Here is a 13,069-nt window from a genome sequence, read left to right on the forward strand (position 1 = left end):
AAGCCTCAGTAAGTTGCATAGGTGGGCTCTACGATCGCTGGGCCTGCTTCACACGACCGCGAACTTCGAGGTGCGCACGTTGGCTTTCCAGATGCCGGACCGCGGCGGAGGCCCGACCGGGCCACGGATCAGAGTCGGCCGCCCGTCCCGGCGCGTCCGTACCCTGCTCATGACACTGGGTGTCCTGGCGGTCCTCGCCATGGCCTTCGTCATGTTCGCCGGGTTCTGGACGGACTGGCTCTGGTACAGGTCGGTCGCGTATTCATCCGTCTTCACCACCACCCTGTGGACCAAGATCGGGCTGTTCCTCGTCTTCGGACTGCTGATGGCCGTCACCATCGGCGTGAACATCTGGCTCGCGCACCGGCTGAGGCCGCCGCTGAGCGCGATGTCGCTGGAACAGCAGAGCCTTGACCGCTACCGGATGAGCGTCGCCCCCTACAAGAAGTGGGTGCTGCTCGCGATCACCGCGCTCGTCGGACTGATCGCCGGCGCCTCCGCGTCGGGCCAGTGGCGTACGTGGCTCATGTACGTCAACGGCGTGCCGTTCGGGCAGAAGGACCCCCAGTTCAAGCTGGACGTCGCCTTCTACGCGTTCGACCTTCCGTGGTACCGCTTCCTGCTCGGCTTCGGCTTCGCGGCCGTCGTGCTGTCGCTGATCGCCGCGGCCGTCACCCACTACCTGTACGGCGGGCTGAGGGTCACGAGCCCCGGTGCGCGGGCCACGGGAGCGGCCACCGGCCACCTCTCCGTGCTGCTCGGCATCTTCGTCTCGCTGAAGGCCGTGGCCTACTGGCTCGACCGGTACGGCCTGGCCGTGAAGTCCAGCGACTTCAAGGCCACGGACAACTGGACGGGCCTGCGCTACGTCGACGCCAACGCCTACCTGCCGGCGAAGACGATCCTGTTCTGCATCGCCGTGATCTGCGCGGTGCTGTTCTTCGCGACGCTCTGGCGGCGCACCTGGCAGCTGCCGGTGATCGGCTTCGGGCTGATGGTGCTCTCGGCGATCCTGATCGGCGGGCTCTACCCGGCGATCGTGCAGAAGTTCCAGGTCCAGCCCAACGAGCAGGCCAAGGAAGCGGCGTTCATCCAGAAGAACATCGACGCGACACGTGATGCCTACGACATCGACGACGCGCAGGTGGACGACTACTCCGGCAAGAGCACGACGACGGACGCGGCCAAGCTGCGCACCTCCGCGAACGAGGCCGCGAGCTACCGGGTGATGGACCCGAACGTCGTCTCCCCGGCCTTCCAGCAGCTCCAGCAGAGGAGGAACTACTACCAGTTCCCCAAGACGCTGGACGTCGACCGCTACAAGGGCGAGGACGGCAAGGAGCAGGACACCGTCATCGGCCTGCGGGAGCTCAACCTCGACGGCCTCCCCAAGCGGAACTGGATCAACGACCACTTCACGTACACCCACGGCTACGGCGCCATCGCGGCCCGGGGCACCACGACGGGCACCAACCCGGCGGGGTCCCCGGACTTCACGGAGTCGGGTCTGCCGACCACCGGCGAGCTCGGGGAGTACGAGCAGCGGATCTACTACGGCGAGAAGACCGAGCAGTACTCCATCGTCGGCGGGCCCCAGAAGGAGCTCGACTACGAGGAGGACGGCGAGAAGACCACCAGCTACAAGGGTGACAGCGGCGTCAGTCTCTCCAACGCCTTCAACCGTGCCGCATACGCGGTGTCCATGAGCGAGCCGCAGATCCTGTACTCAGGAGCCATCGGCGAGGGATCGCGCATCCTGTACAACCGGACACCCAAGGAGCGCGTCGAGGCGGTCGCCCCCTGGCTGACCATCGACGGCGACGCCTATCCGGCGGTCGTCGGCAAGCGCATCCAGTGGGTCGTCGACGCGTACACCACGACCAACGGCTACCCGTACGCCTCGCGTACGACGCTCGGTGACACCACGGCCGACTCGCTGACCACCAACCAGCGGGCGGTCGTCGCCCAGCAGAACCAGGTCAACTACATCCGCAACTCGGTGAAGGCCACCGTCGACGCCTACACCGGCAAGGTCACGCTCTACGAGTGGGACACCGAGGACCCGGTGCTCAAGACGTGGCGCAAGGCCTTCCCCGGGACCGTGAAGTCCCGGGGCGACATCCCGCAGGACCTGATGGACCACCTGCGGTACCCGCAGGACCTGTTCAAGGTCCAGCGAGAGCTCCTCACGCGCTACCACGTCGAGGACCCCGCTCAGTTCTACAGCGGCAGTGACGCCTGGCAGGTGCCGGACGACCCCACCAACAAGGAGCCCGGGGCCGTCCCGCCGTACTACCTGAGCATGAAGATGCCGGGTCAGGACACGCAGAAGTTCTCACTGACCACGACGTTCACACCGAGAGGACGGCCCAACCTCGGGGCGTTCATGGCGGTGGACGCGGACGCGGCCAGCAAGGACTACGGCACGATAAGGCTGCTGAGAGTCACCACCACGGTGAAGGGCCCGGGCCAGGTACAGAGTGAGCTCAACGGCAACGACGACGTCGCCGAGTTCGTGAGAAACCTCAAGGGCACCGACTCCGACATCGAGTACGGCAACCTGCTGACGGTGCCGCTCGACGGGGGCTTCCTCTACATCGAGCCGGTCTACACGCGCGGTGGCACGCAGAACTACCCACTGCTGCGCAAGGTGGCCGCCTCGTACGGGTCGAAGATCGTCTTCGAGAACAGTCTCGGGGAGGCGCTCAACGCGGTCTTCGGGGTCGAGGGATCCGACCCGACCACGCCACCCACGGAGCCGGACGAGCCCCCGGGTGACACCACGGAGCCGCCGGCCACCGGGGACGCCGCTCTCAAGAAGGCCATCGCGGACGCCCAGAAGGCGTACACGGCGGGCGAGACGGCTCTGAAGGAACAGGACTGGGAGGCCTACGGCAAGGCCCAGGCCGATCTGCAGAAGGCCCTCGAGCGTGCCGCGGCCGCTCAGCCCAAGGCCGGCAGCGCGTCGGACTCCGAGGGCGCCACGAAGCCGGAGGGCGACGACCAGGGAAGTTGAGAAAGCGCCACCCCGCGTCGTGGTACGGTTTGAACACAACGACGCGGGGTGGAGCAGCTCGGTAGCTCGCTGGGCTCATAACCCAGAGGTCGCAGGTTCAAATCCTGTCCCCGCTACTGAATGACGAAGGCCCGGATCTTCTGAGATCCGGGCCTTCGTCATGCCGTGAGCCTTTTTCTCAAGTTGTCGGAGTGAAGTGCGGTTCGCGGGGCACGAGTTGGACCCAACCGTGTTTCACTTGTCTCTCTGTGGGCATGTCGACAAAACGCTGAAGTGACCTCACTGGCCGCGGTATACGAGGTGTACGCGGGTTACAGGTGGTGCGACGATGGTATTTATGGGGGACAGGGCAACTCTGTTGGAGACAGGGCGGTTTGTGCAGCGACGCGTTCGAACGACGGAAAAAGTGGAAGATGCGGTATTCGCCGCTGCCGTCGCCGACGCCGACGCCGCTGACACCGCCGAGCACGCCCACGAGGCCGCTGCCGTCGTCGTGGAGCCCGCTGACACGACGACGGACGACGCGGAAGCCACCGGCTCTCCCGGGAGCACGGACACCACGGACACCACGGATCACGCCGACGAGACCGAGGCGCGGCACAGGCGCGCCGCGGAGGCCGGGGACACCGCCTCGATGAGCGTCCTCGGCGCGCTGCTGCTGCGCAGGGGAGACCTGGACGGCGCCGAGGCCTACCTGCGTGCGGCCACCGCCGACGGCGACCGTGCCGCCGCCAACAACCTCGGTGTGCTCCTGCACCAGCGGGGATACGCGGACGAGGCGGCGGGCTGGTGGCGCATCGCCGCCGTCGCCGGCTCCGCCGCCGCAGCGCACGCCCTCGGCCGTCACCTCCGGGAACGGGGCGACGAGCCCGGAGCCGAGTACTGGCTGCGCCAGTCCGCCGAGCAGGGGCACGCGCTGGGCGCGTACGCCCTGGCCGACCTGCTGGAACACCGGGGCGACGTCGGCGCGGAGCGCTGGCTGCGCGCTGCCGCGGAACAGGGCCACCGGGAGGCGGCGTACCGCCTGGCACGGGCGATCGAACGCAACGCCGTCGGCGACGCCCACGACGCCTTCGGTCTGGGGCGTGTCGTGGCCGAGGGCCCCCGTGGGCTGGCCGCCGGCGCGCCCGCGAAGCGCGACAGCCCCGTGGCGGGGCCGAACGCCGGACGCGTGGGGGAGGCGGAGCAGTGGTACCGCCAGGCCGCCGCGCGCGGGCACCGTCGTGCCGCGCTGCACCTCGGCGCCATCCTCGAACAGCGGGGTGAGCTGAAGGAGGCCGGCCGCTGGTACCTCACGGCCGCGAAGGAGGGAGAGCCGCGCGCCGCGTGCGCGCTCGGATTCCTGCTGCGCGACGCCGGTGACGAGGAGAGCGCGGCCGTGTGGTGGCTCCGCGCCGCCCAGGACGGTGACGGCAACGCCGCGAACGCGCTGGGCGCGCTGCACGCGGCCAGGGGCGAGCAGCAGACCGCCGAACGCTGGTACCGCGCGGCCATGGACGCGGGCGACGTCAACGGCGCCTACAACCTCGGGCTGCTCTGCGCCGCCCAGGACCGGATTCCGCAGGCCGAGCAGTGGTACCGCCGGGCCGCGTACGCCGGGCACCGGGAGGCGGCGAACGCGCTGGCCGTGCTGCTGCTCCAGGCAGGGGACGCGACCGGGGCCGAGCCCTGGTTCTCCAAGGCGGCCGAGGCGGGCAGCGTGGACGCCGCCTTCAACCTCGGCATCCTGCACGCCGGAAGGGACGAGGACCGCACGGCGCTCGGCTGGTACCAGCGGGCGGCGGCGGCCGGGCACACCGACGCCGCGCTCCAGGTCGGCATGGCGCTGCTGCGGGACGGCGAGGAGCAGGAGGCCGAGCGCCATCTGCGCTGCGCCGCGGGCGGTGGCAGCGCGGAGGCCGCCTTCCGGCTGGCCGGCGTACTCGACCTGCGCCAGCCGGCGCCGGGGCCTCCCGCCCTGGGGGAGCCGATGCCGGAGAAGACCGAGTGCGAGGAGTGGTACGAGCGGGCGGCCGAGCAGGGCCACCGCCGCGCCCAGGTCAGGGCCGGGATGCTGGCCGCCGCGCGCGGCGACATGGCGAGCGCGGCCCGCTGGTACCGCGAGGCCGCCGAATCGGGCAGCCGCAACGGGGCCTTCAACCTCGGCCTGCTGCTCGCCCGGGAGGGCAGCGAGCGCGAGGCGGCCCTGTGGTGGAGCCGCGCCGCCAACGACGGGCACGGCCGGGCCGCCCTGCGCCTCGCGCTGCTGGCCGCCCGCCGTGGCGAGCTCGCGGAGGGGCAGCGCTGGTGCGCCCGGGCGGTCGAGCTGGGGCCGGCGGAGGTGGCCGAGCGGGCGGCGCGGCTGCTGGAGGCGCTGCACCAGGAGCTCACCGCCTGACCTCGCGGCGCGGCACGTGGGGCGTGGATGCCCCGGGGTGCCTTCGCGCGGCCTGGGGTGCGGGTGCCGCAGGGGCTCGTGCGGCATCGGGGGGCGTAGTCGGCTCAGGGCTCGTGCGGCCTCCGGGGCTTAGGCGGCTCAGGGGTTCGCGCGGGTGTCCGGGGAATGAATTTGCTCCGGTCGGTGGGGGTGCCGTAGGGTTGCACTCACAACGACGCGGGGTGGAGCAGCTCGGTAGCTCGCTGGGCTCATAACCCAGAGGTCGCAGGTTCAAATCCTGTCCCCGCTACTGAAGACAGAGGCCCGGATCCTTCCAAGGATCCGGGCCTCTGTCGTATGCCCACGCAAAGGGCACGGGCGGACCGGGGTGACGCGCGGGAACGCGGGTACGGCGCTGCGGCTGCGCGCCGAGGTCCCGTTGCCGCGTAGCCGGTGGCGGGCGGGGCGGACACGGCGGCGCGGCGCCGCCTGCGCCCCGTACCGGCGGCCCGGGCGCAGACGCGGTCGCGGACCCCGCGGTCTCAGGCCGTGGCGGCGCAGTTGGGGCAGACGCCCCGATAGGTCACTTCGACCTCCGAGACCGTGAAGCCGAAGCGCTCCTCGGCCGGCAGGTCGGCGAGCGGGTTGCCGGACGGGTGCACGTCCCGGATCGCTCCGCAGCGGCCGCACACCAGGTGGTGGTGGGGCCGATGGGCGTTCGGGTCGTAGCGCTTGGCCCGGCGGTCGGTGGTCACCTCGATGACCTCCCCGAGGGACACCATCTCGCCCAGCGTGTTGTACACCGTGGCGCGGGAGATCTCCGGGAGCCGGTCCACGGCTCTCGCGTGGACCTCGTCCGCCGTCAGATGCACATGGTCCCCTTCGAGAACCTCGGCCACGACGCGCCGCTGTGCCGTCATGCGCCAGCCGCGTCCACGAAGTCGTTCCAGGAGGTCACTCATGAGCACCAGCCTAACAGTGGGGCGGTCAAGTCCCGAGTGCGTGTGACTTTAGATGTCAGCTTGACTTGGACAAAGTCCATTGTAGGATCGGTAACGGGTTTGGCCAAGGACAGGCTGGGGCCGAGAACAGCTGTGCAGGGACCGACGCTGTGCAGGACATGACGCAGGAGGCGCGCGTGACTCAGGGACCGCTCACCACGGAGGCCGGCGCTCCGGTTGCCGACAATCAGAACAGCGAGACAGCTGGCCCGGGTGGACCGGTTCTCGTTCAGGACCAGGCGCTTCTGGAGAAGCTCGCCCACTTCAACCGCGAGCGCATCCCGGAGCGCGTCGTGCACGCCCGCGGCGCGGGTGCCTACGGCACCTTCACGCTGACCCGGGACGTCTCGCAGTGGACCCGGGCGAAGTTCCTCTCGGAGGTCGGCAAGCAGACCGAGACCTTCCTGCGCTTCTCCACCGTCGCGGGCAACCTCGGTTCCGCCGACGCGGCGCGTGACCCCCGTGGGTGGGCGCTGAAGTTCTACACCGAAGAGGGCAACTACGACCTCGTCGGCAACAACACCCCGGTGTTCTTCATCAGGGACGCCATCAAGTTCCCCGACTTCATCCACACCCAGAAGCGCGACCCGTACACCGGCTCGCAGGAGGCGGACAACGTCTGGGACTTCTGGGGCCTGTCTCCCGAGTCCACGCACCAGGTGACCTGGCTCTTCGGTGACCGTGGCATTCCGGCCTCGTACCGTCACATGGACGGCTTCGGATCGCACACGTTCCAGTGGAACAACGAGGCCGGCGAGGTCTTCTGGGTCAAGTACCACTTCAAGACCGACCAGGGCATCAAGAACCTCACCACCGAGGAGGCCGTCCGTCTCTCCGGTGTCGACCCCGACAGCCACCAGCGCGACCTGCGTGAGTCCATCGAGCGCGGCGACTTCCCGTCCTGGACGGTGCAGGTGCAGATCATGCCGGCGGCGGAGGCGGCCACCTACCGCTTCAACCCGTTCGATCTGACCAAGGTCTGGCCGCACGCGGACTACCCGCCGATCGAGATCGGCAAGCTGGAGCTCAACCGCAACCCGGAGAACGTCTTCGCCGAGGTCGAGCAGTCGATCTTCAGCCCGGCGCACTTCGTCCCCGGCATCGGCCCGTCCCCGGACAAGATGCTCCAGGGCCGTCTCTTCGCGTACGGCGACGCCCACCGCTACCGCGTCGGCATCAACGCCGACCACCTGCCGGTGAACCGTCCGCACGCCACCGAGGCGCGCACCAACAGCCGTGACGGTTACCTCTACGACGGCCGCCACAAGGGCACGAAGAACTACGAGCCGAACAGCTTCGGCGGCCCGGCCCAGACGGACCGGCCGCTCTGGGAGCCCATCCCGGTCACGGGCGGCACGGGTAACCACGAGACGCCGCGGCACGCCGAGGACGACGACTTCGTGCAGGCGGGCAACCTCTACCGGCTGCTCTCCGAGGACGAGAAGGACCGGCTGATCGACAACCTCGCCGGATTCATCTCCAAGGTCTCGCGTGACGACATCGCCGAGCGCGCGATCAACAACTTCCGTCAGGCCGACGGGGACTTCGGCAAGCGGCTGGAAGCCGCGGTCCAGGCCCTGCGCGGCTGATACGGACGCTTGTCGTCGGCTGCGGGCCGGACCCCCTCGACTCGAGGGGGCCCGGCCCGCGGTCGTGTCCGGACCCGTGCGGGCCCGGGCTCGGAGGGGGCGCCGCCCGGACGCCGCTCAGACGGCCATCCCGGCCGGCCGCCGCCCGGCGGGTACCCAGCACCGGATGATGTCCCGCACCGAGACGATACCGACGGGCCCGTCGCCGTCCAGCACGATCAGATGCCGGAAACCACCGTGGGTCATGGCCTCCGCGGCCTCGTCCAGGGTCCAGGAGGGCGAGGCGAAGACGACGTCGGTGGTGGTGTGGGTGGCGGCGGTCTCGGCATCGGGGTCCAGCCCCGCCCCGACCGCGTCGAGGATGTCGCGCTCGGTGATGATCCCGAGTCCGCAGGTGTCCGGGTCGTGGACCACGGCTGCTCCGACCCGCCGGGCCGACATCAGCCTGGCCGCCTGGCGGAGCGTATGCGCCGGGCCGATGGTGAGGACCAGCGTGCTCATGGCGTCGTGGACGAGCATGAAGAGAGCCACCTCCTTCGAGGAGTGACCTGTGAAGCGGCCCTCGTGAGCGGATTCACAAGTTCACAAGTGGGGGGACTCTCAGAGTGGCACCCCGGAGGGAACTCGACAAGGACCCCGGGAACCCGGCAAGGCACCCCGGCGCTCCCGGGGTGCCTTGCCGAACGCCGCCCCTAGTAACGCTGGTTGAGATAGCCCAGCAACTCGTCGTGCAGCAGGCCGTTCGAGGCCGCCGCGTTGCCGCCCCCCGGGCCGGGGACCCCGTCCAGGCCGGTGAACTGCCCGCCCGCCTCCTGGACGATGATCGCGTTCGCCGCCATGTCCCACAGGGACAGCTCCGGTTCCGCGCAGATGTCCACCGAACCCTCGGCGACCATCATGTACGGCCAGAAGTCGCCGTATCCCCGGGTGCGCCAGCAGGCCCTCGTCAGGTCCATGAAGCCGTCGAGCCGGCCCTGCTCCTCCCACCCGGTCAGCGAGGAGTACGCGAACGAGGAGTCCGCGATCCGCTCGACCTTCGACACGTGCAGCCGTGTCGCGGAGGTCAGGCTGCGGCCGGTGTAGGCGCCCGCGCCCTTCGCGGCCCACCAGCGGCGGTTCAGCGCCGGGGCCGACACGACGCCGACCACCGGCTGGAAGCCGTTCTCGCCCGCTTCCATCAGGGAGATCAGCGTGGCCCAGACCGGCACGCCCCGTACGTAGTTCTTCGTCCCGTCGATCGGGTCGACGACCCAGCGCCGCGGCCCCGTGCCCTCGACGCCGTACTCCTCGCCCAGGATGGCGTCACGCGGACGCGCCCGGTGCAGATGCCCACGGATCAGTTCCTCGGCGTGTTTGTCGGCCTCACTCACCGGGGTCATGTCCGGCTTGGTCTCGACCTTGAGGTCCAGAGCCTTGAACCGGTCCATCGTCGCCGCGTCGGCGGCGTCCGCCAGTACATGGGCCAGGCGCAGATCATCGTGGTAATCGGGCATGCCGTCACAGTATCCACAGCCACCCGGCCGGGCTACACGGCCCCGTGGCCGCAGACGGCCGTGTCACGTCCCCGGAAGCGCGGGGACCCTTGACAGCCCTCCGGAGCGCGTCAACTCTGAAGCGCGGACCCCGGGCGTGGGAGGCGACGATGCCTACGGCGCGTGAAGCACTGCTGGACGCCGCGGAATCGGCGCTCGCCACCCTGCCGTGGACCGCCGTGCGCATGGTCGACGTGGCGGCGAGGGCGGGAGTCTCGCGGCAGACCCTCTACAACGAGTTCGGGAGCAAGGACGGCCTGGCGCGCGCCCTGATCCGGCGCGCGGCGGACGGTTACCTCGCCGGTGTGGAAAAGGCGCTGCGCGCGGCCCGGGCGCGAGGGGACGAACCGGCGGAGCTGGCCCGCTGGACGGTCCGGGCGGCCCGGGCGAACGTGCTGGTCAAGGCGCTGCTCACCGGCGTCTGGGGGGAGCGCTTACCGAGACCGGGCGCTTCCCGTGCCGACCGCCGGACGGGTCCGCCCGCCCCGGCCCTGCCCACGCCCGCCGACCTGCTCACGCTCGTACGGGACCGTGCCGTGGCCGTCATGGGGAGTGGGCCCGCGCCGCAGGACCGCGCGCAGCGGGAAGTGGCCTGCGAGACGGCGTTCCGGCTCGCTCTCTCGTACACCCTGGTGCCGGCGGTCCGCCGTGGTGCCGGGGCCGGTCAGTGCGAGGAGCCGGAGAGCTGGAGGCCGATCACGCCGACGATCACCAGCGAGATCGACACCAGCTTCAGCGTGGAGACCACGTCGTCGAGGAAGACCATCCCGTAGATCGCCGTGCCCGCGGCTCCGATGCCCGTCCACACCGCGTAGGCGGGGCCGACGTCGAGCTTCTTGAGGGACAGCGTGAGCAGTCCGAAGCTTCCCAGTGCGAACACGCAGAAGGCGACGGTCGGCCACAGGCGGGTGAACCCGTGGGAGAGCTTCAGGCACACGGCGAAGCCGGTCTCCAGCAGTCCGGCGACCACGACCAGCAACCACGCCATCGTCAGGTGCCTCCCACGTAGGTGACGGTTCGTCCGCTCGACGCGATTATGCCCTTACCGGCCCGGGGAACTCGCAAACGTGCGCGAGTCGGGCAGTCGGGCTTCGGCGGGCTGCTGCTCCGGGTCCGCCGGGCGTCCCGGCCCGGGGCCTCAGTCCCCCTCGCGGCGCTCCCGGGTCGACAGGAGCCTGCGCAGCGAGTCGAGCCGCGCCGGATCCGCGTGTCCCTCCGCGACCCAGGCGTCCAGGGCGCACTCCGGCTCCTGACCGTCATGGGTGCAGCCGCGTGGGCAGTTCTCGGTACCCGGCTGGAGATCGGGGAAGGCGTTGATCACCCGGGAGGGATCGACGTGGTGCAGCCCGAACGAGCGCACACCCGGCGTGTCGACCACCCAGCCGCGGCCGTCCGGGAGCGGGAGCGCCAGGGCCGAGGTCGTGGTGTGCCTGCCGCGCCCCGTGACGGCGTTGACCACCCCGGTCGTCCGCCGGCGGTCCGCGGGAACGAGGGCGTTGACCAGCGTCGTCTTGCCGACCCCGGAATGCCCGACGAACGCCGTCACCCGGTCGTTCAGCAGCTCGCGCACCCGGTCGGCGGCGTCGCCGTTCTCCAGCTCCTCGCGGCTGGTCACGATGTACGGGACCCCGAGGGGGGTGTACGCCTCCAGGAGCTTGTCCGCCGAGGCCAGATCCGACTTGGTCAGCACCAGGAGCGGGGTGAGCCCGCCGTCGTAGGCCGCCACCAGGCAGCGGTCGATCATGCGCGGGCGGGGCTCCGGATCGGCGAGCGCGGTGACGATCGCCAGCTGGTCGGCGTTGGCGACGACCACCCGCTCGAACGGATCGTCGTCGTCCGCGGTGCGGCGCAGCACCGAGGTGCGGGCGCCGATCCGCACGATGCGCGCCAGGGTGTCCTTGGCGCCGGACAGATCGCCCACGAGGGAGACCCGGTCGCCGACCACCGCGGCCTTGCGGCCCAGCTCGCGCGCCTTCATGGCCGTCACCGTGCGGTCCTCGACCAGACAGGTCAGCCTGCCCCTGTCCACGGTGAGGACCATGCCGTCCTGGGCGTCCTCGTGCTTGGGGCGGGTGTGCGTACGCGGCCGGTTGCCCTTGGGGTTGGGGCGTACGCGGATGTCGTCCTCGTCGGGGTTCTTCCCGTAACGGCGCATGTGCTCAGACCTCGCGCCGGTCCGCGGACACGCCGAGCGCTCCTGGTGACACCCCGACGGCGCCGGAGGGTTCCCCGAGCATGCCGGTCCACATGTCCGGGAAGTCCGGCAGGGTCTTGGCCGTCGTACCCACGTTCTCGATCTCCACCCCCGCCACGGCGAGGCCGATGATCGCGCCCGCCGTCGCCATCCGGTGGTCGTCGTACGTGTGGAAGGTGCCGCCGTGCAGCGGGCGGGGCACGATCCGCAGGCCGTCGGCGGTCTCCGTGACATCGCCGCCGAGACCGTTGATCTCCTTGGTCAGCGCCGCGAGGCGGTCCGTCTCGTGCAGCCGCAGATGAGCGACGCCGCTGAGCGTGGAGGGGGAGTCCGCGAGAGCGGCGAGGGCCGCGATGCCCGGCGTCAGCTCACCGGCCTCGCTCAGGTCGACGTCGATGCCGTGGATCCGGCCGGAGCCCGTGAAGGTGAGGCCCCGCTCGGTCAGCTCGTACGTGCCACCCATTTCGGTGAAGATCTCCCGCAGCATGTCACCCGGCTGGGTGGTCCGCAGCGGCCAGTCCGGGACGGTGACCCGGCCACCGGTCACCAGCGCGGCGGCCAGGAACGGCTGGGCGTTCGAGAGGTCCGGCTCGACGGTCAGGTCGCGGCCGAGCAGCGCGGAGGGGGAGACCCGCCAGACATCGGGCTCGCCGCCCGACTCCGGCTCGTCGACCTGCGCGCCGACCGAGCGCAGCATGTCGACGGTCATGCGGATGTGCGGCATGGAGGGCAGCGCCGAGCCGGTGTGGCGCACCTCCACGCCCTGGTTGAAGCGGGGGGCGGACAGCAGCAGCGCGGAGACGAACTGGGAGGACGAGGAGGCGTCGATGGCCACCGGCCCGCCGTCCAGCGCGCCCGCGCCGTGCACGGTCAGGGGCAGCGCGCCCCGGCCGTCGTCGTCGATCCGGGCGCCCAGGGCCTTCAGCGCGTCGATCACGCCGTGCAGGGGCCGCTCGTAGGACCGGGGATCCCCGTCGAAGTGGACGGGCCCGTCCGCGAGGCAGGCCACGGGCGGCAGGAAGCGCATGACCGTGCCCGCGTTGCCGACGTCCACCTTGGCCGGGCCGTGCAGGCCGGCCGGGATCACCCGCCAGGCCTCACCCGAGCCGTCCGGGCCTACGCCCTCCTCGATGCCGACGCCCATCGCGCGCAGGGACTGGGCCATCAGCAGGGTGTCGCGGGAGCGCAGCGGGCGGCGCAGCCAGCCCGGCTCGGAGGAGAGTGAGGCGAGGACGAGCGCGCGGTTGGTGACCGACTTCGAACCGGGCACCGTGACGGTCGCGTCGACGGCCCCGGTCGCACGGGGGGCGGGCCAGAGGGCGGGGTGCACGGAACTCTCGGTCATGCCCCTCACTTTAGTGGCTCGCCGCAATCCCAGATC

10 protein-coding genes and 2 tRNA genes are annotated in these 13,069 nt (G+C 70.7%); 6 read left to right on the forward strand and 6 right to left on the reverse strand.

Features of this window, described 5'->3' with window-relative positions; all coding sequences use genetic code 11:
- The first annotated feature begins 91 nt into the window (after positions 1–91).
- The 4 genes from ACFYQ6_RS12160 to ACFYQ6_RS12175 all read left to right on the forward strand — a co-directional run bounded on the left by ACFYQ6_RS12160 (position 92) and on the right by ACFYQ6_RS12175 (position 5,682).
- Complete coding sequence (locus ACFYQ6_RS12160) at positions 92–3,016, forward strand: UPF0182 family protein (RefSeq protein ID WP_361574112.1); 2,925 nt, start codon at positions 92–94, stop codon at positions 3,014–3,016.
- A gap of 42 nt (positions 3,017–3,058) precedes the next feature.
- Positions 3,059–3,132, forward strand: a tRNA-Met gene (locus ACFYQ6_RS12165).
- 212 nt (positions 3,133–3,344) lie between these two features.
- Positions 3,345–5,393 carry a tetratricopeptide repeat protein gene (locus ACFYQ6_RS12170; RefSeq protein ID WP_388762763.1) on the forward strand — a complete coding sequence of 683 codons (2,049 nt, stop codon included), beginning with the start codon at positions 3,345–3,347 and terminating at the stop codon, positions 5,391–5,393.
- 215 nt (positions 5,394–5,608) lie between these two features.
- Positions 5,609–5,682: transfer RNA gene (locus ACFYQ6_RS12175), tRNA-Met, on the forward strand.
- Between the two features lie 232 nt (positions 5,683–5,914).
- On the opposite strand, the gene ACFYQ6_RS12180 is transcribed toward ACFYQ6_RS12175, so the two are convergent.
- A complete protein-coding gene (locus ACFYQ6_RS12180; protein WP_361573517.1) occupies positions 5,915–6,334 on the reverse strand; it encodes a Fur family transcriptional regulator in 420 nt (139 codons plus the stop codon).
- Between the two features lie 176 nt (positions 6,335–6,510).
- Here ACFYQ6_RS12180 and ACFYQ6_RS12185 point away from each other — a divergent pair, with 176 nt between their 5' ends.
- Positions 6,511–7,962, forward strand: a complete 1,452-nt coding sequence (locus ACFYQ6_RS12185; RefSeq protein WP_388762765.1) for a catalase — start codon at positions 6,511–6,513, stop codon at positions 7,960–7,962.
- Positions 7,963–8,079: 117 nt separating this feature from the next.
- On the opposite strand, the gene ACFYQ6_RS12190 is transcribed toward ACFYQ6_RS12185, so the two are convergent.
- Both ACFYQ6_RS12190 and hisN read right to left on the reverse strand, forming a co-directional pair.
- Positions 8,080–8,481 (reverse strand): CBS domain-containing protein, encoded by a 402-nt coding sequence (locus ACFYQ6_RS12190; RefSeq protein WP_361574114.1) that lies wholly within the window; start codon positions 8,479–8,481, stop codon positions 8,080–8,082.
- 173 nt (positions 8,482–8,654) lie between these two features.
- Positions 8,655–9,455: a histidinol-phosphatase gene (hisN, locus tag ACFYQ6_RS12195; RefSeq protein WP_361573521.1), complete on the reverse strand. Its 801-nt coding sequence runs from the start codon at positions 9,453–9,455 to the stop codon at positions 8,655–8,657.
- Positions 9,456–9,604: 149 nt separating this feature from the next.
- Between hisN and ACFYQ6_RS12200 the strand changes: the two genes are divergently transcribed.
- Positions 9,605–10,267 carry a TetR/AcrR family transcriptional regulator gene (locus ACFYQ6_RS12200; protein ID WP_388762767.1) on the forward strand — a complete coding sequence of 221 codons (663 nt, stop codon included), beginning with the start codon at positions 9,605–9,607 and terminating at the stop codon, positions 10,265–10,267.
- On the opposite strand, the gene ACFYQ6_RS12205 is transcribed toward ACFYQ6_RS12200, so the two are convergent.
- From ACFYQ6_RS12205 to aroA, 3 genes are all read right to left on the reverse strand, one after another.
- On the reverse strand, positions 10,159–10,482 hold the full coding sequence (locus ACFYQ6_RS12205; protein WP_114246542.1) for a multidrug efflux SMR transporter: 324 nt from the start codon (positions 10,480–10,482) through the stop codon (positions 10,159–10,161). The two genes, ACFYQ6_RS12200 and ACFYQ6_RS12205, sit on opposite strands and share 109 nt — an antisense overlap.
- Positions 10,483–10,632: 150 nt before the next feature.
- Positions 10,633–11,649, reverse strand: a complete 1,017-nt coding sequence (rsgA, locus tag ACFYQ6_RS12210; RefSeq protein WP_361573526.1) for a ribosome small subunit-dependent GTPase A — start codon at positions 11,647–11,649, stop codon at positions 10,633–10,635.
- Positions 11,650–11,653: 4 nt separating this feature from the next.
- Positions 11,654–13,033 (reverse strand): 3-phosphoshikimate 1-carboxyvinyltransferase, encoded by a 1,380-nt coding sequence (aroA, locus tag ACFYQ6_RS12215; RefSeq protein WP_388762770.1) that lies wholly within the window; start codon positions 13,031–13,033, stop codon positions 11,654–11,656.
- Positions 13,034–13,069 lie beyond the last annotated feature (36 nt).

Source organism: Streptomyces sp. NPDC005494, from assembly GCF_042872025.1.
GTDB lineage: Bacteria > Actinomycetota > Actinomycetes > Streptomycetales > Streptomycetaceae > Streptomyces.